We start from the raw sequence: 20,838 nt of genomic DNA on the forward strand, positions 1-20,838 counted from the left end.
TACGCGGTTATGCCAGCCAATCCAGCGTCAGGATCAACCGTCGCTCATCGGCCTTGAGCGCTGGCGAGCGGTGGATCAGCCCATGTCCTTCATTGCCGTGCCATTTGGTGCCTTTAAGCAGCGCCACTTCACCGCAATGAATCTGCTCGATGCGCTCAGTGGGCTCGGCATCCGCCTGGCTCAATGTGCGCCGGTCCATAACGCCTTCGCGCAACCATTGGCTACCGATACCGGCGTAGGTGGTGATCAGCCGAACCGGCACGTGATCGACGTGAAAACGCGGGCACATGGCCTTGTCCAACAGCCGTAAACGCACGCCGATGCGCTTGGCGCCCAGCAGGCAAGCGAATGCACTGACCAGCCACGACACATCGGCGATAAACCCATCGTAGCCTTCAAGATCGCGACAACTGGACGCCAAACCTTGCAAGTTCGGCACGCAGTCTTCGCTAACCAACTCGACCACCAAGGACTCGGCCAACGGTTCATTGAGCGCCACCAGCAAAGCGCCAAACTCGGCGATATGCAGGGGCAATTGGCGCTGCCAGATCGCCAGGTTGACGCCATCATTGAGGATGTCGGACAGCGCCAGCGGCGTTTCTCCACAGCTTTGGCGGATGACAGGGCGCAGGGGAATGACCGGGGCCAGCATCAGGCGACCTGCTCGTACCAAGGGCCAAACGGGTCGGGTAGCTGGCGCCAACCTTCGACACCCAGGGCCATTTCTTCATCGGTGAGCAAGCAGGCGTCCAACTCGGTACGCATCTGGGCAAAGTCGATGTTTTGCCCGATAAACACCAGTTCCTGACGGCAGTCACCCGTGCTCAACTGCCAGTTAGCCATGATCGCCGCCACGCTTTCTTCGTCCTGAGGCCACTGGCTTTTCGGCACAAAGCGCCACCAACGCCCGGCAAACCCATGGCGCATCAACCCGCCCGCCTGGGACCAACTGCCCGCATCCTGATGTTTGCTGGCCAACCAGAAGAAACCCTTGGAGCGCAACAGCTTGCCGTTGACCCAAGGGCGGTCGATAAAGTCGAAAAACCGCTGTGGATGGAACGGCCGGCGCGCACGGTAAGCCGTGGACGCTATGCCGTATTCTTCGGTTTCCGGCACATGCTCACCGCGCAATTCCTGCAACCAGCCCGGGGCCTGGGCGGCGCGTTCGAAGTCGAAACGGCCAGTGTTGAGAATTTTGTTCAGCGGCACTTCGCCCATAACCATCGGGATGATTTCCGCCTGGGCGTTGAGGCGCTCGAGGATGGCCATCAGTTCTTCGCGCTCACGGCTGCTGATCAGGTCGATCTTGCTGATCAGGATGACGTCGGCGAATTCGATCTGTTCGATCAACAGGTCGGTGATGGAACGTTCATCCTCCTCACCGAGGGTTTCGCCCCGTGAAGCCAGGCTTTCGGCGGCCTGGTAGTCGAGCAGGAAATTCATACCGTCGACCACAGTGACCATCGTGTCCAGGCGTGCAATGTCGGCCAGGCTTTGCTCGTTTTCATCGCGAAAAGTGAAGGTTTCGGCCACGGGCAAAGGTTCTGAAATACCGGTGGACTCGATCAGCAGGTAATCGAAACGACCTTCCTTGGCGAGTTTTCCCACCTCTTCAAGCAAGTCTTCACGCAAGGTGCAGCAGATGCAGCCATTGCTCATCTCCACCAGTTTTTCTTCCGAACGATTGAGCGTGACATCACGCTGCACCTCGCTGCCGTCGATATTGATTTCGCTCATGTCGTTGACGATCACCGCCACCCGCAGGTTTTCGCGGTTGCGCAGGACATAGTTGAGCAGCGTGCTTTTACCGGCGCCGAGAAAGCCGGACAACACGGTCACAGGGAGACGATTGGGCATCAGGTATTCCTCATCAAGGTTGGCCGGTCAAACTGCCCGTTTATGGCGTTCGCGCAGCTCTTCACGTTCTTTGGCTTCGATACACAAGGTGGCGGTGGGGCGCAGCAGCAGGCGTTGCAGGCCGATGGGTTCGCCGGTTTCACGGCACCAGCCGTATTCGCCACGAGCCAGCAGCTCCAAGGCGTCGTCGATCTTGTCCAATAGCTTCTTTTCACGCTCCAGCAGGCGCAGTTGCCATTGGCGTTGCTCTTCGGCACTGCCGATATCCGCCAGATCGCTGTTGGTTTCCTGCTCGCGCAGCGCCTGGAACTCTGCGTCGATACGGGCTTGCAGGTCATCGCGCTGAGCCAGCAGCAGTTCGCGGAAGAAGCGCTGCTGAGCCTCATTCATGTAGTCGGCCGCTGGTTGGGCCAAAAGATCGTGTTCGGTCATGGAAGCGGTTCGCGGGTCGGGCTGTGCATTTATGTTATAGTATAACAATACAAATAAGCCAATCCCTCTTGCTCGCCGCGACGAAGGGCGCAATGCTGGGTCACCTTCTTACGCTGAGAAACCCGATGAGATACCTGCTGTGCGCCCTGCTATTGGCAGCCGCCGGGCCTGCCAGCGCCCAGGCACCCAGCCTGTTGGCCAACTGCACCCGCAGCGCAAACCTGCTCGCTTGTGTAGACCCGTTGGGCAACGCCTATAGCGTGGCAATCGTCGGCAGCACTACGTATCTGCGCGGTTTCGAAGTGATCGGCAAACGGTATTGGGCGCAGACCAACAGCCGTTATGGGCAACTGACGTTTTTTACCGGGTTGGCATCGGATGGCGAGGCGTGGGTCGGCTACACGCGGCGCGTGGGCTGGACCACCATCAACCGGTTTTCCAGCTCAGGGGGCGCCAGCGCCAAGTTCACTTGCAGCCGAATGACCGGCTGTTAGACCTGGCTGTTTTTCTGCGCCTGCACCCAGGCCATGTAGCTGTTCATGGGTGGGTTCTTCTGGAAGTAACGCTTGAGTCCTTCGAAAAGGCCATCCGCCACCGCCTGTTGATGGCGCGCCGTCACCAGTCGCTGGGCATCCCGAGGGTTGGAAATGAAACCCGTCTCCACCAGGATTGAAGGCACGTCCGGTGACTTGAGCACGGCGAACCCCGCCTGCTCCACACGTTTCTGATGCAGGCTGGTGATGTTTTGCAGGCTGCCCAATACCGAGCCACCCAGTTGCAGGCTGGAGGCGATGGTCGCATTCATCGACATGTCGAGAATGACCCCGGCCAGCATCGGGTCCTTGTCCTTCAGATTGAGCAAGGTGGTGGCGCCCAGCAAGTCGGCGCCATTTTCGCGCTGGGCCATGAAACGTGCCGTAGCCGAAGTGGCGCCCCCTTCCGACAACGCATACACCGAGGCGCCCGACGCGGTCAGCCGTGGCGCGGCGTCGGCATGTACCGAAATAAACATATCGGCCTTGTGCTGACGGGCAATGTCCACGCGCTTGCGCAGCGGCACGAAGAAGTCGTCGTTGCGCACCAGTTTTACGTCAAAACCCTTTTCGCGCTTCAAGCGTTTAGCCAACAACTGGGCAATCGACAGCACCACATCTTTTTCGCGCTGGCCCTTGGAGCCAATGGCACCTGGGTCTTTGCCGCCATGGCCAGGGTCGACCACCACGATGATGTCGCGCTTGGGATGCGCCTTGTCTACCGGCGTCACCAAGGGTGCCGGCTCAGCGGCGATTTGACGGGGCGCACGGGTCGCGTTGGTCAAATCCAACACCAGGCGATGGCCTTGGCCATCCTGGGGCGGCAGCACGAAGCTGTTGAGCTGCATGGGCTCGACCAGGTCCAGCACGATGCGCGTATCGCTCTTGCCGAAATGCCCGGAACGGATCGAGATAATCCCACTGTTCTTCAACGCCAATTGGGAAAAGTCGCCGCTGAGACCGGCGCCACTCAAGTCGATGATCAAGCGGTCCGGTGAGGCCAGGGAAAAGGTCTTGTATTGCACCGGGCCGCTGAGGTCGAACACCAGGCGCAGCTTGTCCTCCGAGCGCCACAGGCGTGCATTGCGAATCTGCGTGGCGTAAGCCCCCAAAGGCAAGGCGAACAAGGGGCTGACCAGCAGCAGGTTGAGGAGCTGACGTCGGTGCATGGCATATACCGCAGATAAAGGAGCGTCCCTACTCGATATGACTGAACAAAGGCTGGAGCAGAAAATTCATCGTAGCTCTTATTGTTATACTATAACATGTCGAATTATTTCCAACGATGGACCTGCTTATGAACGCGCTGACTCTGCCGGATATCGCCGCGCAGGCTTCACGCCAAGCCTTGCCACTCGACTGGGTGGGGATGTGCGGCATCGCCTTGCCGATCCTGATTGACGGTCAACGCCTGGCCGCCACCGCTGATGCGGGCGTAAGCCTGGACGACGGCACGGCCCGTGGCATTCATATGTCACGCCTGTACCTGGCTCTGGAAATGCTCGATCAACAGCCGCTGACACCTGCACTGCTGCGTAATGTACTGCAGCGTTTTCTCGACACACATGAAGGTTTATCTAAGAACGCTTACTTGCGCATCCACACCCAGTTGCTGCTTAAACGCCCTGCCCTGGTCAGCCCATTAGCCGGCTGGAAAACCTACCCCGTGAGCATCGAAGCGCGCCTGGAAAACCAGATGTTCCACGTGGAACTAAAAATTGACGTTACTTATTCCTCAACTTGCCCTTGCTCCGCCGCCCTCGCCAGACAGTTGATTCAGCAGCAATTTGTGGATGATTTCGCCAATACGCCCTTACAGCATGAAGCGCTGCTGGCCTGGCTCGGCAGTGCCGACGGCATCGTCGCCACACCCCATAGCCAGCGCAGCAGCGCGCAGTTGCACGTTCAGTTGCAAGGTACTGACCTGCCGATAATCGACTTGATCAACGCTGCCGAAGCCGCGCTCGGTACCGCCGTACAAACCGCGGTGAAACGCGCAGACGAACAAGCCTTCGCCCTGGCCAACGGGCAGAACCTGATGTTCTGTGAAGACGCCGCTCGCCGCCTGAACCTCGCCTTGAAACGCTCGGATGCCATCAAAGCCTTCCACCTCAAAGTGATCCACGCCGAAAGCCTGCACGCGCACGATGCCGTGGCTGAAAGCCGCTGGACGAGAGACTTTGCATGATCACCTGTAACTCTTTGCGCTGGGGCGCCCCCGGGCAACCGCTCACCCCGGCACTGGATTTGACCCTGAAAAAGGGCAGCCTCACCGGCATCATCGGCGCCAATGGCACAGGCAAAAGCAGCCTGCTCAAAGTCATCGCCGGCCTGCAAAAGCCGCTGACGGGAAAGGTCATTGTGGATGTTCCACGCCGTGGCGGCCTGGCCTTCTTGCCCCAGCAGCAACACTTGGACCGCCAGTTCCCCATCAGCCTGCAAGAGCTGGTCGCTGCCGGTTTCTGGGGCACCCAACACACCGCGCAACAACGCAGCCAACGCCTGCACGCGGTACTCGAAGACTGGTGCCTGACTGGCTTGGAACACCGACCATTGATGGCATTGTCCGGAGGCGAATTGCAGCGCGCCCTGCTGGCACGCATGAGCCTGGCCGACGCATCCGTCCTGCTGCTCGACGAACCTCACGCAGCCCTCGATGAGGACGGTCAGGCGCTGTGCTGGAAACACATCCACGCTTGGCACAACGAAGGCCGCACCCTGGTGATCGTCTGCCATGACCTGGCCTCCGTGCGTCATCACACCCAGCACGTACTGCAGATCAAAAACACCGGCTGCGTATTCGGCCCCAGCAAAGAGCTGATCCGCCCGCAACCGCAGATGCAGGTGGCCTGAATGCACTTCACTGCCCACTTATGGATGCCGTTTCATGAGTTCGTCTTTATGCGCCGCGCACTCATCGGCGGTTTGGTACTGGCTTGCAGCACCGCGCCGCTAGGAGTGTTTCTGATCCTGCGGCGCATGAGCCTGATCGGTGATGCGGTGGCCCACGGCATCCTGCCCGGCGCCGCCCTGGGTTTCTGGTTCGCCGGGCTGAGCCTGCCCGCGCTGACCCTCGGCGGCCTGGGTGCGGGCCTGAGCATGGCCGGCCTGGCCGCGTGGATCACTCGCCGCACCGGCCTGCGCGAAGACGCCAGCCTCGCCGCCATCTACCCCATCTCTTTGGCCGCCGGGGTGCTGATCCTGGGCCTTGCCGGCAAGCGCCTGGACCTGCTGCACCTGCTGTTCGGCTCCGCCCTGGCCGTGGATCAAACCACACTGACCGGCATGCTATGGGTCTCGGGTTTCAGCCTGATCGCCATGGCGCTGATCTACAAACCGCTGCTGCTGGACACCCTCGACCCGCTGTTCCTGCAAACCGTCAGCCGCCTCGGCCCCCTCGCCCATGGCGTGTTCCTGACCCTGGTGGTGCTGAACCTGGTGATCGGTTTCCAGGCCATCGGCGCGTTGATGGTGGTTGGCTTGATGATGTTGCCGGCCATCGCCTCACGCTTCTGGAGCCGACGCCTGCCGGTGCTGATTGCGGTATCGGCGCTGCTGGGCTGCCTGTCGGTGTGGTTGGGCCTGCTGCTGTCGTTCTACTACTCACTGCCCAGCGGCCCGGCGATCGTGCTGGTGGCAGGCGCTGGGTATTTGTTGTCCGTGGTGTTCGGTCCGGTGCACGGCTTGTTGCGCCGCCCGCCTTTGCTCACATCCCAATGAGGTGTTTCCCGATGCGCGCTCTATTCGTGCTGTTCAGTCTGCTGCTGCCGCTTTCGATGGCCCACGCCGCCGACAAACTCCAAGTGGTCACCAGCTTCAGTATTCTCGATGACATCACCCACCAGATCGGTGGCGAGCATATCCAGATCAGCAACATGGTCGGCCCGGACGCCGACGCCCATACCTATGAACCCACGCCGGACGACGCCAAGGCACTGCTCAAGGCCAAGGTCATCATCAAGAACGGCCTCGGTTTCGAGCCGTGGCTGGACCGCCTGGTCACCAGCACCGAAACCAAGGCAACGGTGGTCACCGCCAGCAAAGGCGTGATTTCCCACACCATGGACGAGGATGGCGAAACCATTCCCGACCCGCACGCCTGGCACAACCTGGCCAACGCCGAAATTTATGTGAGCAATATCACCAAAGCGCTGGTAGCCGCCGACCCTGCCAACGAGACCGCCTACCTGAGCAACAGCCAGGCCTACCTCAAGCAAATCCATAGCCTGCTGGACGAGGCCAAGGCCAAGTTCGGCGCCCTGCCAACGGGTAACCGCCGCATCGTCACTTCCCACGACGCTTTCGGTTACCTGGGCCAAGCCTATGGCATCCAGTTCCTCGCACCCCAGGGCTTGTCCACCGAACGTGACCCTTCGGCCGCAGAAGTTGCCGCACTGATCACCCAGATTCGCAAGGACAAGGTCAAAGCCGTGTTCATGGAAAACATCAAGGACTCGCGCCTGCTCAAGCAGATCGCTGACGAAAGCGGCGCACAGATCGGCGGCACGCTGTACTCCGACGCCCTCGCCGCAGAAGGCCCGGCCAGCACCTTTATCGGGCTGTTCGAATACAACCTCAACACCCTGTGCGCCGCACTGAGCCAGCCATGATCCGCAAAAATCCTTCCGGCGACCTGCCGGTGATTGCCGAATCGGCCTACGTCGACAAGACCGCGATCATCTGCGGCAAAGTCATCATCGGCGAGAACGTGTTCGTCGGCCCTTACGCCGTGATCCGCGCCGACGAAGTGGATGCCAGCGGCGCCATGGACCCGATCACCATCGGCGCCAACTCCAACATCCAGGACGGCGTGGTCATCCACTCCAAATCCGGCGCAGCAGTGACCATCGGCGAATTCACCTCCATCGCTCACCGCTCCATCGTCCACGGCCCCTGCACAGTGGGCGACCGCGTGTTTATTGGCTTCAACAGTGTGCTGTTCAATTGCGCCGTGGGCGATGGGTGCGTGGTGCGCCACAACTCGGTTGTCGACGGCCGCGACCTGCCCGCCGCTTTCTACGTGCCCTCCACCATGCGTATCGGCCCCAACACCGACTTGTCGCACTTCCCGCCGGTGAGTGTCAGCGCCTCGGAGTTTTCCGAAGACGTGGCACGCACCAACGTCGACCTGGTGCGCGGCTACAAAGCCCTGCAAAACGAGTTCTGAACCATGAGCCGCCTGCTGATCCGCAACGCCCGCCTGGTCAACGAGGGCCAGGTATTCGACGCCGACGTACTGATCGCCAATGGTCGTATCGAGAAGATTGCCGCCAGCATTCAAGGCGATAACGAACCGGTGGAAATCGATGCCAACGGCCAGTGGCTGCTGCCAGGGATGATCGACGACCAGGTGCACTTTCGCGAACCCGGTGCGCCGGAAAAAGGCAGCTTCTACAGCGAATCCCGCGCGGCGGTGGCCGGTGGTATCACCAGCTTCATGGACATGCCCAACACCCAACCGGCCACCCTGAACCTGGAAGCCCTTGCCGATAAAAAGCGTCGTGCCGCACTGCATTCAGTGGCCAACTACGGCTTTCATTTCGGCGTGAGCAACGACAACCTCGACATCGTCGCCACCCTAGACCCCCGTCAAGTGGCGGGGGTCAAGGTGTTCATGGGCGCCTCCACCGGCAATATGCTGGTGGACGACCCACGCATTCTGGAGCGCCTGTTTGCCGAGGTACCAACCATTCTGCTCGCTCATTGCGAGCACACGCCCAGCATCCTGGCCAACGAGCAGCGCCTGCGCGAACGCTTCGGCGAGCATATTCCCGCCGTCGCCCACCCGCTGATCCGCGATGCCGAGGCCTGTTATCGCTCGTCATCGTTTGCCGTGGAATTGGCCAAACGCCATGGCACGCGTCTGCATGTGTTGCACCTGACCAGCGCTCGTGAACTGGCGTTGTTCGAAGACAAGCCCCTGGCCGACAAGCACATCACCGCCGAAGTCTGCCTGCACCACCTGCTGTTCGATGATCGCGATTACCACCGCCTCGGCCACCAGATCAAATGCAACCCGGCGATCAAGACCCGCACCGACCGCGACGCGCTTCGCCTGGCATTATTGAGTGATCGTCTGGATGTGATTGGCACCGACCATGCGCCGCATACCTGGGCGCAAAAACAGTTGGGCTATCGGCAAGCGCCCTCGGGCATGCCCCTGGTGCAGCATGCCCTGCCGGCGTTACTGGAGTTGGTGGCCGACGGGCATTTGCCCCTGACCACTCTGGTAGCCAAGACCAGCCACCGCGTGGCCGACCTGTTTGCCATTGCTGATCGCGGCTACGTGCGCGAGGGCTACTGGGCCGACCTGGTACTGATCAAACCGGAGCCTGCCGGCAAGCCGGTCAACAGCCAGCCTATTCTCGCCCGCTGCGGCTGGACACCCTTTGCAGAACGCAGCTTTCGCCACAGCGTGAGTACCACACTGGTCAGCGGCCACCTGGCCTGGCACAACGGCCAAGTGGTCAACAGTTGCCAGGGCTTGCCCCTGCAGTTTGGGCGTTAAGCGCGGGGTTTGACCGAACCGCAATCGTTGCCCAGCCACTGAGCGTGGCTGTCCAGGCTACCCTTCTGCTGGATCCCGGTGGCATTGAAGGTACCGTTGACGCTGGTGGTGAATTCTTTCTGGCTCTGAAACGTTGCCACCCCAGTGCCCTGGGCTTTCGGGCAACTGAAGCGGAACTTCCACTGGTTGCCGCTCTTGTCGGTGACTTCCTGTTTGCAGCCCGATTGAGGGTCGGTCAAGGGGATCGAATCGGAGGCCACCTGAGCCGGGGTCAGGCACACCTGTACGCCTTTACCGGCCATGTTGATGCCTTGCTTTTCGAGCATGGCGCGCTGTTCAGGGGTCATCTGTTGCTTGAGTTGACCGAGGATCAGCGACAAGTCCGGCAGGTCCTGGTTATCGACTTTCATATTGCTGGTGGTCAATTCCCACAACCCCGGCGCCAGCATCTGCGCCTGCGCCGCCACAGGCAGCGACAAACCAACAACCATGGCCAAACCAAGCAGACGAGCATTCATCGGGTAACTCCTGGGTAATTGTGGGCGTTAGACGTCGCAAAGCAGCCAGTGTTGCATGGCAAATAAAATAGCGACATTCACAGCCGTTCATGGTCTGTTACGCACTGGACTGCCTGGAGTTACGTCGTTCATGGATTTCTTTGGCCCGCACCTGCTCGCCTACGTCATTGCCACGCTGCACTTTCTCGGAACGCTCGCCGCGATCCACGCAGTACTGACCGTGCGCACCGCACAAGGCTCGATTGCCTGGGCGTTGTCACTGATGTTCATGCCCTACCTGACGCTGATCCCCTACCTGATTTTTGGCCGCAGCACCTTCGACGCGTACATCCAGGCCCGTCGCCAGGCCAACCAGGAAATGCATACGGCCATCACCGAATTGAACTGGCGCCCCTGGGTGGAGGAAGCGCTCGCGGCGCGCAATTCCAGCGCCTATGCCTCCTTGCGCGCCATGCCCAAGCTGGGCCGCATGCCGTGCCTGGCCAACAACGAAGTGCGCCTGTTGATCAATGGCGATGCCACGTTCGGCGCGATCTTCGAGGCTATCCGTAACGCAAAGACCGCCGTGCTGTTCCAGTTTTTCATCATTCACGATGACGAACTGGGCCGTCAATTGCAGGCCCTGTTGAGGGAAAAAGCCGCTCAGGGCGTGGCCATTTATGTGCTGTACGACCGCATCGGCAGTCACGCCCTGCCCCATCGTTATGTGCAAGCGCTGCGTGACGCTGGCGTGCAGGTCAAGGCATTCGCCACCCGCAGTGGCTGGCTCAATCGCTTCCAGGTCAACTTCCGTAACCATCGCAAGATCGTCGTGGTGGACGGCATCACCGGTTTTGTCGGCGGGCATAACGTAGGCGATGAATACCTGGGTAAAAAACCGCCGCTGGCGCCATGGCGCGATACCCATGTGCAGGTCGCAGGCCCAGTGGTGGCATGCCTGCAGGAGTCGTTTGCCGAGGACTGGTTCTGGGCCGCACGGGAACTGCCGCCGCTGATCCTGCCGGACGCCTACCCGGAAGACGGCGTGCTCTGCCAGTTGCTTGCCAGTGGGCCAGCGGACCCTTATGAAACCTGCTCGCTGTTTTTCGTCGAGGCCATCCATGCCGCGACCAAGCGGGTGTGGATCACCAGCCCCTATTTCATCCCCGACGAGGCGGTGTTTGCCGCCCTGCGCCTGGCGGTATTGCGCGGAGTCGATGTGCGCCTGCTGCTGCCGTCACGGCCCGACCACCGCATCGTGTATGCCGCATCCAGCCTGTACGCCAACGAAGCGGTGCGAGCGGGCGTGCGGGTGTTTCGCTACACGCCGGGCTTTTTGCATCAAAAGGTGGTGTTGGTGGACAGCGAAATCAGCGCAATTGGCAGTGCCAACATGGACAACCGTTCGTTCCGGCTGAATTTTGAAGTGATGCTGCTGACGGTGGATGAAGCCTTCGCCAGCCAGGTTGAGCAGATGCTGCTGGACGACTTTGCCCTGGCCCATGAAGTCAGCCAGGAAGAAAGCCGCGAGACCCGTCGCCTGCAACAACTGGGGATGCGCATTGCGCGCCTGATCTCACCCATCCTCTAACCACCAACACAAAATCAATGTGGGAGCTGGCTTGCCTGCGATAGCGGTGTTGTTTCAGTCGACTCATCCGGTCCTGATACAACGCTATCGCAGGCAAGCCAGCTCCCACAGTTTTGAGCTTCAGTGCCTGGTGGTCAGCGGTAGAGGTCTTCCCGCGTCCACGGCAGTTCATGCCCGCCATCGGCATGGGGTTTCACTGCCAGTATCTGGTGCAGGTTGATCCAGCCACGGGCAAATGCATAAGCGCAACCGGCCAAGTACAGCCGCCAGATGCGTAGCGCCTGTTCCGGTACCATCTTCGCCGCTGCTTCCAGGTTGTCTTCCAGGCGTTCGCTCCAATGGTCCAATGTGCGGGCGTAATGCATACGCAGGCTTTCGACATCGACCACTTCCAGCCCTGCTTCGCTGATCTCGGCGGTCATCATGGCCAGGTGCGGCAGTTCGCCGTTAGGGAACACGTAGCGCTCGATAAACTCGCCGGCGCCACGGCCTACGGGGCGGCCGTCGGTGTGCTTGGCGGTGATGCCATGGTTCATCACCAGGCCGCCTTCACGCACCGCGCCGAACAGGGTCCGGCAGTATTGCGCCAGGTTGGCGTGGCCGACGTGTTCGAACATGCCCACGCTTACGACTTTGTCGAAACGGCCGTCCTGGGGCAGGTCGCGGTAGTCGAGTAATTGCAGGTCGACCTGGTCTTCCAGGCCTTCGGCTTTCACCCGCTCCTTGGCCAGCGCCAGTTGTTCCTTGCTCAAGGTGATACCGAACACCTTGACCCCGAACTCCCGCGCGGCATAGCGCGCCAGCCCGCCCCAGCCGCAGCCCACATCGAGCAGATACTCACCCGGCTGCAGCCGTAACTTGCGGCACAGGTGGCGAAATTTGTCTTGTTGGGCCTGATCGATCGACTCGCTGCCGGTTTCGAAATAACCGCAGGAGTAGGCCATGTCCTGGTCCAGCCATAGCTGGTAGAACTCATTGGACAGGTCGTAATGGTAGGAAATGGCCGCGGCGTCAGTGGCCTTATCGTGAATCGAGCGCACCGGACGACTCTCCTCGTCGTCATCGACCAAAGCGTGACTCAACTCGTCACATACCCTGATCACTTCGGTGATGGAGCCTTCCAGCTCCAGCTTACCCTCGACGAAGGCTTCGCCCAGTGAGTCGAGCGTTGGATGGGTCAGCCTGGATACAACCGTGGGGTCCTTGACCACGATGGTGACGCTGGGCTCAGGGCCCAAGTTGAATTCATGGCCGTCCCAGAGTCGAAGACGCAGCGGTAGCTGAAGATTCTGTAAGGCCGGTGGAAGTTGCGCGAGCATGAGTAGTCCCCCCTTGTTTCAGACGTCTGCTGTGAGGGTAGACCATGCCAAACAAAGTAGGAAGCTATCGAATGAATAGCTCCCCTTCTATGGCGCTCGGCGCTCGAGCAAACCTTCCTGGACCCACTGTTTCAGCCAAGTGGCCGCTTGCAGCGACGCCCCCTCTGAATAAGTGACCGCCAGCTCAATACACAGTTCTGAAAAATTCCAGCCCATGGTCACCATACCCGACAGCGCACAGGCTTCAGCGGCTTCCAGGCTGCGGTAGTGGCAGCGGTTCTGGTTGCGCCACACCAGGCAGATTTGCGCCGGTTCCAGCGCCTGGCTGCCGGGGAAATCCGACTCATCCTTGCTGGCTCGCCAGATCGCCACCGTGTTGAAACGGCAAAGCAACTGCTGTACCGAAGGCGCCAGCGCAACCTGCAAGGTGGGCCAGTCTTCAGGCGCCAGGTGCGCCATGTCATTCAAGGTCAGCGGCCCCCCTTCGGCGGCGTCAAACGCCAAGGTGAACGCCCACTCCAGGCGTGCCAACTCAGCCAAAGGCGCACTTTGCGCAGCCATGAAATGCTCAACGATAAACATCGCAAAGCGCTCGCCCAACCAGCGCACGCTGTAATGGGCCGAGGGATAACGGCGAATGTAGGCCTCGGTCAGTGAGCAAAACTGCTCATCTCCCAGCCAATACCAGATGGCACCGAAATCATGGCGCAGTACCTCTTGCAGACGCGACAGGTAAGCGTTGTGGTAAATCGCCAGGCCGGTGTCCACATCCAATGTCGGCCCTCCCAGCAAGGTGGCGGCAAAGCCACTGTTGGCCGGGGGCGCTTCGGATAATAGATGCTGTTCAAACGCCAACTGCCAGTCGATCAGGCGCATAACGCTCTCCGGGCCAAGGCGCTGGCACCCAACTCACGGGCTTTGTTCAACTCGGTGAGTAATTCTTCGAAGGGTGGAAAATGGTCATCGCGTTCCAGTAACGTCGACACGGGGCCCAGATGTTCGAGAGTCTGCTGATACAGCGCCCACACCGGGTCGCACACTGGATGGTCGTGGGTATCGACCACATAGTCGCCATAGTCCATATGCCCTGCCAAATGCAGCTGGCGAATGCTTTCGGGTGGCAGGTTGCGAATGAAGGTCCAGGCATCAAAACCATGGTTACGTGCGCTGACGTAGACGTTGTTGACGTCCAGCAGCAATTGGCAGCCGCTCAGGTGGGCCAAGGCGTTGAGGAACTCCCACTCGGTGAATTCATCCGCCTTGGAACGGACGTAGCTTGAGACATTTTCCAGCACCAGCGGCCGTTGCAAGACGTCCTGCACCTGACGCACGCGGCCGGCCACGTGGTAGAGGCTTTCTTCGGTGTAAGGCAGGGGCAGCAAGTCATGTAACTGGTGCGCGCTGCCACGGCTCCAGCACAGGTGATCGGAAATCCACGCCGGCTGAATGCGCTCTGCGAGCTGTTTGATGTGATTCAGGTAATCCATATCGAGGGCATGTGGCCCGCCGATGGACAACGACACACCGTGCATCACCAAGGGGTAACGTTCGGCTATCGCGTCCAGGTAGTACAAGGCCTTGCCGCCCTGCACCAGATAATTCTCGGAGATCACTTCGAACCAATCCACGGCCGGCGACTGTTCAAGGATCTGGTGGTAGTACTCACTGCGTAAACCCAGGCCGTAACCCAGACTTGGAAGGGACGCGGACATGACTCACTCCAGGGCAAAGTGTCCGCAGCGGTAGCAGGCAGCCGCCGCGGTTGCACTTGTTTGCCGGTTACTCGCCGACTTTACCGCCAGCGGCGTCGCAGGCCGATTTGGTCATGGCCTTGAAGCCCATCCCTTTACACTCGCCCTGGCCCTTGCACGCGTGGTCCTTGGTTTTGCAGTCGTTCATGCCTTTGCAGGAGGTCACGCCGTAGCAGTGAACGGTGGCGTCTGCCGCTTGTACCTGGGTGGCCACACCCGCGAACAGAGAAGCAGCGGCCATTGCGAGGGCGGCACCAGCAGCAGCGGATTTAATGCTCATTGTTGTATTCCTCATGATCAGTAGTGGAGCCGGTCCGAACGGATTGTTCAGTCTCGACACAGCACTAGAGTGAGGCCTCCTGTCGGCGTTACAGCCGTGAGCAAATATTTCTGAAATTATTCGTCGAGTTTCAACAGCGGCTCCTGGAAGCGCAGTAAACGCCCGGCGTTCCCCAATACCAGCAAGGTGCTGAGGTTATGCAGCACCGCCGCGATCATCGCGCCCGCCGCCCCCAGCCAGCCAAATGCGGCGAACACCACAATGGCCAGTGTCCAGCCCAAGCCAATGATCACGTTGACCTGCAACGTCTGCCGGCACTGGCGACTCAAGCGCACACAGGTGCCCAGGCGGCGCAAGTCGCTGCCGATCAACACCACGTCCGCCGAGGCCAGGGCGATGTCCGCACCGCCCGCGCCCATGGCCACACCGACCACGCCGGCCTTGAGCGCCAGGGAGTCGTTGATGCCATCGCCCACCACCATTGGCCTGAAGCCACTGCTGATTTCGCCCAACACGCGGTTGAGCTTGTCTTCCGGCAGCGCTTGGGCTTCGACATCACTGATGCCCACGTCCAGCGCCAGACTGTCGGCCACGCTTTTGCGGTCGCCGGTCAGCAGCAGTTGGCGGCCCAGGCCCAAGTCACGCAGCTCTTGCAGGGCCTGGCGCGCTTCGGGTTTGACGCTGTCGGCCAACAGCAGCCAGGCGAGGAACTCGCCGTTCAACGCCAGCCCGGCAATCGGGCCATCATGGGTGGGCACGGCGGTGGTGACGATGCCCAACTGTTCAAACAACTCCGGCCGTCCCAGCGCCGCTTCGCCCTGCTCGGTCTGGGCGACCACGCCCAGGCCCTGACGCTCGCGAATGTCGCTAAGCACCCGCATCTGCTCCTGGGTCGCCAACCCCGCCAACGCTCGGCTGACCGGATGACTGCTTGCCGAACCGAGGCTGGCCGCCAGGTTCAGCAGCTTTTGGCGATCCGGCGCGCTTGTCTCGATGGACTGCAAGCGCAGGGTGCCAAAGGTCAGGGTTCCGGTCTTGTCGACCACCAGCGATGTCAGGTCGGCCAGTTCTTCGAGGAACGCCGAGCTGCGAATCAGGATGCCATGGCGCGCCGCCACGGCAATCCCGGCAATCGCCGTGGCCGGTGCCGACAACACCAAAGCACAGGGACACGCTGCCACGAGCACCGCGAGCATCGCCTGGGCGTCATTGGTGACAAACCAGGTGACGGCTGCCAGCAGCAACACCAGCACCATGTAGCTGCCGGCGTAACGCTCCAGCAGCCGGGTGATCGGCGGCTTGGACCGCTCGGCGTTCTGCATCAGCGCAATAACTTTGCCCAACGTCGATTCGTTACCGGTACGCGTGACCTCAAGGCGCAGCAGGCCATCGAGGTTGATCGCCCCACCAAACACCTGCACGCCCACGCTGGCTTCCAACGGCACCGACTCGCCGGTGATCGGCGCCGTGTCCAGGCTCGCCTGGCCGGACAACACCACGCCATCGGCCGGCACGCGGTCACCGGCACGCACTTCGACGATATCGCCGGTGTTCAAGGTGCCGTTATCCACTTCGGTGATGGTCCCGTCCGCCTGCACCAGGCGTGCGTGGCTGCGGGTGAGTTTGCCCAGGGCATGGATCGCTTCCTGGGAGCCAATAACGCTGCGCTCTTCCAGCACATGGCCAAAGATCATGATGATCGGCAACAACGCGGCGGTGAGCAGATCGCCCGTGGCCCAGGCGCCGAGCATGGCCAGGGCGATCAATTGGTCGGTGATGCCGTGCAGGCTCGGAAAGCGCAGGCTGTACCAGGCCGAACGCATCACCGGCACCGCCACCAGCAGGGATGCCACGCCCAGCAGCAACTGGCTGACGCCGCTCTGGTCGGGCGCGAGCCAGCGCCACACCAGGCCCAGCACGAGCAAGCCCAGGGCGAGCATCGCCAAGGTCAATTGCCGGGCAGCGCTGCGCTGTTCGGCAGAGGTCAGCATGGGTGCGCTCATTGTTCGGCTCCCTGGATGATCAAGCGGGAGTCGTCTTTGGGATCGACGGTGGTCACTGAACCGGCCTGGCCGAGAATCTTCGGCAAGCGTTCACGGTACAGGCGCAACAGCAAACCGGGATCTTTGACCTGGGCCAGGCTGGCAACGGTAGCAGTCTGCGCCTGGGCATTGGCCAAGCGCTCACTGGCCTGGGCATGGGCGACTTGCACCTGGCGGTCAGCCTCCTGGTTGGCGGTCTGGGTGAGTTTTTCCGCTTCAGTGCGGGCGTTGGCCACGGCTTTATCAGCCTGCTGGCTGGCGGTCAGTACCGCGTTGAATGCATTTACCGCAGGCCCAGGCAGGCTCGATTGCACATCGACGCGGGTGGCTTCGATACCCAGCCCCAAGCCGCTGGCCGCCAACTCCGCCAGGCGTTTGTTGATGCCTTGCACTAGGTCGCCGCGCAGCCGCTCACGCCGTTCGGCGGCGCCATTGTCGCTGCCGATCAGTTCCGGGCGGGCTACCAGGATGGTGTCCAGATCCCGCGCTGCGGTGAGGGCCACGGCGCTGCGTGTCACCAGTCTGTCCAGGGCAGGCAGCACGTGGTCGCCCTGCAACACAAAGGCGTAGGGCTCGGTCACCTTGTAGAACACCCGCACGTCCAGTTGAACCACCCCGGCATCACCGGTCAGCAGGTAGCCGGAACCGGCCAGGGCATCGCTCAACGGCGTGGCGAAACTGGCCACGCGATCGGCCTGCAGCGCCGCATCGGGACGCAGCAGGTTTTCCACCCTGCGTTCGATCACCCGGTCGGCCGCTGGCAGGAGGACGACTTGTTCGAAAGGCTGCGGCCAGGCCAGCAACAACCCGGCGTTCTGAATGCGATCGAGGGCGCCAAAATGCAGGACCACGGCGCGATTCTGCGGGTCAATCTGGCGCACATTGGAGAAGGCCCAGGCCAACGCCGCCAATACGGTGACCGCGTAGAGTGCCAGGAACGTCAGGCGCCCGGCCTGGATCCACGGGCTGTCCGGGCTTTCAGGCTCGCTCATGGCTGCAGGTCCTTCGGCCCATCCACTAGGGCGCGGAACGGCGCGGCGTCGGTGCGCAGGATGATCTTGGTCCCCGGCGTGACCACCGTGCCCAAGGTATCCAGCGAGCGCAGCAGGTTGTACAGCTGCGGATTGCCAGCGTAGGCGCGGCCATAAATCTGCGCGGCTTCAACCCGCGACTGCGCTTCGATGTCGGCGGCTTTCACAGTGGCATCGGCCTGCATGATGCGCGCATCACGCTCGGCAGCGGAGCGGATCTGCGCCGCTTCGCGCTTGCCCACGGCGGTGCGTTCGGTGGCGATGGTTTCACGCTCGGCGCGCATGCGGTCAACCGTGGCGGTGAGGGTCACCGATGGCAACGTCAAACGCTCAATGCCGACCTGCGCCACGCGCACGCCGTAGGTGGCGAGCAATTGTTGGTCAATTTGCTGGCACAACTGCGCTTCGAAATCGGCGATGCGCACTTGGCTGGCGTCGGTGTTGATCAAGCTGGACAGGTCAAAACTGGCCGCCGTGGTTTCCAGCGCCGAGCCGACAAAGGTGCGAATCTGCCGCGCCGCCTCATCCGGCTGGTTCTGCACCGCACGCATAAAGCGCTGCACGTTGTCGGCATCGCCCTGCACCTGCCACGCCACATAGGCCTGCACAATAATCCGCAAGCCATCGCGGGTGCCCACATCCTGCAGGCCGCTGGAGGTGGTGCGCAGACGCAGGTCCACCGGGATCGCCGCTTCGAACGGTGCCGGCCAGCGCCAGCCCAGGCCCGGCTCCAGCAGCACGCGCGCGGGGTTGCCGAAGCGGGTAATCACCGTGGCCTCACCGGAACGCACTTGCACCAGGCTTGCCGCTGCCACGGCAAACAGCACCAGCAACACCGCCCACGCCATGCGACGCCAGGGAAAAGGCCCGGCCGCCTGCTCATCGCCGTGATGGTGATGGTGGTGGCCGTGATGGTGGTGATGACCGTGATCATGATCGTGGGAATGAACGCTCAACAGACGAACTCCTTATTGAACGGCTTTGCGCGGCGCCGACGGGTCGGCGGGCAAGGCAAAAGAACGCAGATCGATCGTCGGCGCACTGTCGGCACCCAAACGATGATCCAGAATAAGCAGCTTGGCCTGGGCCAGGCCCTGGCTCAGTTGGCCCAGGTACTGTTCCAGCACGAAGGCTTGGCCCGCAGCGGCGTAGGCTTTTTGTTCGGCGGCAAAGCGCAGGTTCGCTGCTTGGGCGCCGGCATTCACTTCGCGGGCGCTGGCCTGGGCCTGATCGCGGGCGGTGCTGGCTTGAAGCAGCGCCTGGTTGGTCTGTTCGCTGGCGGCACCGCGTTCACGGGCGATCAGCGCCTGGGCGCCGATCTGCGCGGCCTGTACACCGTGATAAGCATTGGCGGCACCGGCCGGCGGGTGGATCGCCTCGACCACCGTGGCGAGGATTTCCACTCCGCTGTCGAGGGTTTGCAGGTCGGCTTGCACGCTGCGACCAATCTCGTCCGCGAGGCTGGTGCGCTCTTCCCCGAGCAATTCATCCAGGGTGCGCGAGGCAAAATCGTGCACCAGGATGCGGCTGGCGGTGCTGCGGATCAGGGTCGGGATATCCGCGCTGTTGTAGGTGGCGGCAAGCGCAGCCTGATCGGTGAGGCCGATGCGGTAGACAAAGCGCACGTCCATGTTGACGATCTGGAAGCCCTGCTTGTCGCCACTGCTGCTGGCAATGACCTGGGATTTGTCATTCACATGGCTGGCGTCCCACAGGCGGTTGGCGATCAACGGCGCCGGGCCTTCGGCTGCGGCCAGCTGCGATGTGGCGGCGTCACTGACGCTGGTCGCCAGCTCATGCACCACGCCGTTTTCCACGTTCAGCACGCGGCCCAACGGCCACGGCAAACCGGCATGCAGGCCGGGGCCGAACACCTCGACCGGTTTACCAAAACGCTCGTAAATCCCACGGCCTTGCAGGGGCACTTCATGCACACCGGTCAGCGCCCAACCTACCGCCAGCACCACCAGCAACACCGGGAAAAAAGCCCGGCGCATGTAGGTAAAGGCCCAGATCTGGCGCAGGTCGATGCCAAAGCGGTTGTGCAATTCATGCTGCAACGCCAGCAAGGGCTGAGGCGGCCAACGCAGCAGGCCGGCAATGAAACTCTGCGCCATCAAGCGCGGCTCAAGGCGCGGCTGGCGCGGGCTGAACAGCGAGAGCACGCCCCGGAGCAGGAACTCCAACGCTACCAACGCTGGCAACAGCCCGATGAGAGTGGCCAGGCGCAGCGGCCAGACCGACTCCGCATTGGCAAACAGCAGGCAGATCGCGCTGAGCACCAGACAGATAATTGCCATCCGGCTCAACTGCGCCAACTGTGAGGCTTCCGGCCATTGGGCAGCGGTTTCCTGGGCCAGGCGGCGTTCGAATACCAGCAGGCCAAACGCCAGGGCCAAAGCGAGCGCTGCGCCAATACTTGCCGATTGCCCGATGGCAGCAGCGGGCAACCCCAGGTTCCAGAACTGCAGGATGCTGACCAGCGCCAGCAACGACCAGCCGCCCAACCACAGCACCGGTGCGCCAATCTGCGCCAACAGGCCGTTGCCGAACCGGTTGATCAGGCCCTTATGCCAGGGTGTGGTCTCGATGGATTGTTCGACCGCTTCACCGCTCGGCGCTTCCAGCACCTGGGCACGCCAATCGGCCACCCACCAGGCCGACTGCAAACCGGCCACCAGCAGCAGCAAGGCCGACGCGCAGTTGATCAATACCACCGGCCAGATCGACAGCGGGGCAAACAACGCTACGAACAGCGCCAATATCCAACCACTGAGGGCCAGGGTTGTCAGGCCGATACCGGCTTGGCGCAATCGACGGGCGTGGAACAACCCCTGCTGAAAACGCGCGAGGCCTTCAACCGAAGCCCCGTCAGCCTCTAGATCCACTTGCATCTGCTCAACGCCCACTTGTACACAATTCGTTACGATATAACACGAAGCGTGAAATTTTTGTTCGCTTTTGAATTCACCCTGAATCCCTTGTGGGAGGGGGCTT

The 20,838-nt window shown here is 61.5% G+C and carries 21 protein-coding genes; 8 read left to right on the top strand and 13 right to left on the bottom strand.

The window, feature by feature from the left end; genetic code table 11:
• Nucleotides 1–7: 7 nt before the first annotated feature.
• Genes AC07S6_RS10095 through dksA form a run of 3 tightly spaced genes read right to left on the bottom strand, consistent with a single transcriptional unit; the run spans nucleotide 8 to nucleotide 2,289 of the window.
• Nucleotides 8–652: a DUF1826 domain-containing protein gene (locus AC07S6_RS10095; protein ID WP_490614459.1), complete on the bottom strand. Its 645-nt coding sequence runs from the start codon at nucleotides 650–652 to the stop codon at nucleotides 8–10.
• Complete coding sequence (zigA, locus tag AC07S6_RS10100; protein WP_197880277.1) at nucleotides 652–1,857, bottom strand: zinc metallochaperone GTPase ZigA; 1,206 nt, start codon at nucleotides 1,855–1,857, stop codon at nucleotides 652–654. Before zigA ends, AC07S6_RS10095 begins: the two co-directional genes overlap by 1 nt.
• Before the next feature lie 27 nt (nucleotides 1,858–1,884).
• Entirely contained in the window at nucleotides 1,885–2,289 is a 405-nt protein-coding gene (gene dksA / locus AC07S6_RS10105) for an RNA polymerase-binding protein DksA (protein ID WP_003195761.1), read from the bottom strand.
• 125 nt (nucleotides 2,290–2,414) lie between these two features.
• Here dksA and AC07S6_RS10110 point away from each other — a divergent pair, with 125 nt between their 5' ends.
• A complete protein-coding gene (locus AC07S6_RS10110; RefSeq protein ID WP_495112237.1) occupies nucleotides 2,415–2,783 on the top strand; it encodes a glutamine synthetase in 369 nt (122 codons plus the stop codon).
• On the opposite strand, the gene AC07S6_RS10115 is transcribed toward AC07S6_RS10110, so the two are convergent.
• On the bottom strand, nucleotides 2,780–3,991 hold the full coding sequence (locus tag AC07S6_RS10115) for an N-acetylmuramoyl-L-alanine amidase (protein WP_495112238.1): 1,212 nt from the start codon (nucleotides 3,989–3,991) through the stop codon (nucleotides 2,780–2,782). The two genes, AC07S6_RS10110 and AC07S6_RS10115, sit on opposite strands and share 4 nt — an antisense overlap.
• Nucleotides 3,992–4,119: 128 nt before the next feature.
• Between AC07S6_RS10115 and folE2 the strand changes: the two genes are divergently transcribed.
• From folE2 to AC07S6_RS10145, 6 genes are read left to right on the top strand one after another with little or no spacing between them, the layout of a single operon-like run.
• Complete coding sequence (gene folE2 / locus AC07S6_RS10120) at nucleotides 4,120–5,010, top strand: GTP cyclohydrolase FolE2 (protein WP_495112239.1); 891 nt, start codon at nucleotides 4,120–4,122, stop codon at nucleotides 5,008–5,010.
• On the top strand, nucleotides 5,007–5,675 hold the full coding sequence (locus AC07S6_RS10125) for a metal ABC transporter ATP-binding protein (protein ID WP_495112240.1): 669 nt from the start codon (nucleotides 5,007–5,009) through the stop codon (nucleotides 5,673–5,675). The genes folE2 and AC07S6_RS10125 overlap by 4 nt, the downstream gene beginning before the upstream one ends.
• Nucleotides 5,676–6,542, top strand: coding sequence for a metal ABC transporter permease (locus AC07S6_RS10130; protein ID WP_054916968.1), 867 nt, complete (start codon nucleotides 5,676–5,678; stop codon nucleotides 6,540–6,542). It abuts the gene before it with no gap.
• A gap of 11 nt (nucleotides 6,543–6,553) precedes the next feature.
• Nucleotides 6,554–7,432 (top strand): metal ABC transporter substrate-binding protein, encoded by an 879-nt coding sequence (locus AC07S6_RS10135; protein WP_495112241.1) that lies wholly within the window; start codon nucleotides 6,554–6,556, stop codon nucleotides 7,430–7,432.
• Nucleotides 7,429–7,989 carry a gamma carbonic anhydrase family protein gene (locus AC07S6_RS10140; protein WP_495112242.1) on the top strand — a complete coding sequence of 187 codons (561 nt, stop codon included), beginning with the start codon at nucleotides 7,429–7,431 and terminating at the stop codon, nucleotides 7,987–7,989. The genes AC07S6_RS10135 and AC07S6_RS10140 overlap by 4 nt, the downstream gene beginning before the upstream one ends.
• A 3-nt stretch (nucleotides 7,990–7,992) precedes the next feature.
• A complete protein-coding gene (locus tag AC07S6_RS10145) occupies nucleotides 7,993–9,330 on the top strand; it encodes a dihydroorotase (protein WP_495112243.1) in 1,338 nt (445 codons plus the stop codon).
• Here AC07S6_RS10145 and AC07S6_RS10150 read toward each other — a convergent pair.
• Complete coding sequence (locus AC07S6_RS10150; RefSeq protein WP_014720569.1) at nucleotides 9,327–9,848, bottom strand: DUF3617 domain-containing protein; 522 nt, start codon at nucleotides 9,846–9,848, stop codon at nucleotides 9,327–9,329. The genes AC07S6_RS10145 and AC07S6_RS10150 overlap by 4 nt on opposite strands.
• 130 nt (nucleotides 9,849–9,978) lie before the next feature.
• Between AC07S6_RS10150 and cls the strand changes: the two genes are divergently transcribed.
• Nucleotides 9,979–11,418 (top strand): cardiolipin synthase, encoded by a 1,440-nt coding sequence (gene cls, locus AC07S6_RS10155; RefSeq protein ID WP_014720570.1) that lies wholly within the window; start codon nucleotides 9,979–9,981, stop codon nucleotides 11,416–11,418.
• Nucleotides 11,419–11,552: 134 nt separating this feature from the next.
• Here cls and cfaB read toward each other — a convergent pair whose 3' ends face one another.
• The 8 genes from cfaB to hflK (AC07S6_RS10195) form a co-directional block, all read right to left on the bottom strand.
• A complete protein-coding gene (gene cfaB / locus AC07S6_RS10160) occupies nucleotides 11,553–12,737 on the bottom strand; it encodes a C17 cyclopropane fatty acid synthase CfaB (protein WP_014720571.1) in 1,185 nt (394 codons plus the stop codon).
• Nucleotides 12,738–12,824: 87 nt separating this feature from the next.
• Nucleotides 12,825–13,613, bottom strand: a complete 789-nt coding sequence (locus AC07S6_RS10165; RefSeq protein WP_371359564.1) for an HvfC/BufC family peptide modification chaperone — start codon at nucleotides 13,611–13,613, stop codon at nucleotides 12,825–12,827.
• The gene (gene bufB, locus AC07S6_RS10170; RefSeq protein WP_014720573.1) at nucleotides 13,604–14,449 is read right to left on the bottom strand and encodes an MNIO family bufferin maturase; all 846 of its coding nucleotides are present in this window, start codon (nucleotides 14,447–14,449) and stop codon (nucleotides 13,604–13,606) included. The genes AC07S6_RS10165 and bufB overlap by 10 nt, the downstream gene beginning before the upstream one ends.
• A 67-nt stretch (nucleotides 14,450–14,516) precedes the next feature.
• The gene (gene bufA2, locus AC07S6_RS10175) at nucleotides 14,517–14,768 is read right to left on the bottom strand and encodes a BufA2 family periplasmic bufferin-type metallophore (protein ID WP_003195792.1); all 252 of its coding nucleotides are present in this window, start codon (nucleotides 14,766–14,768) and stop codon (nucleotides 14,517–14,519) included.
• A gap of 116 nt (nucleotides 14,769–14,884) precedes the next feature.
• Complete coding sequence (locus AC07S6_RS10180) at nucleotides 14,885–16,771, bottom strand: cation-translocating P-type ATPase (protein ID WP_495112244.1); 1,887 nt, start codon at nucleotides 16,769–16,771, stop codon at nucleotides 14,885–14,887.
• Entirely contained in the window at nucleotides 16,768–17,802 is a 1,035-nt protein-coding gene (hflK, locus tag AC07S6_RS10185; protein ID WP_495112245.1) for a protease modulator HflK, read from the bottom strand. Before hflK (AC07S6_RS10185) ends, AC07S6_RS10180 begins: the two co-directional genes overlap by 4 nt.
• Nucleotides 17,799–18,797 carry a protease modulator HflC gene (gene hflC / locus AC07S6_RS10190; protein WP_495112246.1) on the bottom strand — a complete coding sequence of 333 codons (999 nt, stop codon included), beginning with the start codon at nucleotides 18,795–18,797 and terminating at the stop codon, nucleotides 17,799–17,801. The genes hflK (AC07S6_RS10185) and hflC overlap by 4 nt, the downstream gene beginning before the upstream one ends.
• Nucleotides 18,798–18,809: 12 nt before the next feature.
• Nucleotides 18,810–20,735, bottom strand: coding sequence for a protease modulator HflK (gene hflK / locus AC07S6_RS10195; protein WP_495112247.1), 1,926 nt, complete (start codon nucleotides 20,733–20,735; stop codon nucleotides 18,810–18,812).
• Nucleotides 20,736–20,838: the final 103 nt, after the last annotated feature.

It is taken from the genome of Pseudomonas sp. GW821-FHT07B01 (genome assembly GCF_059419065.1).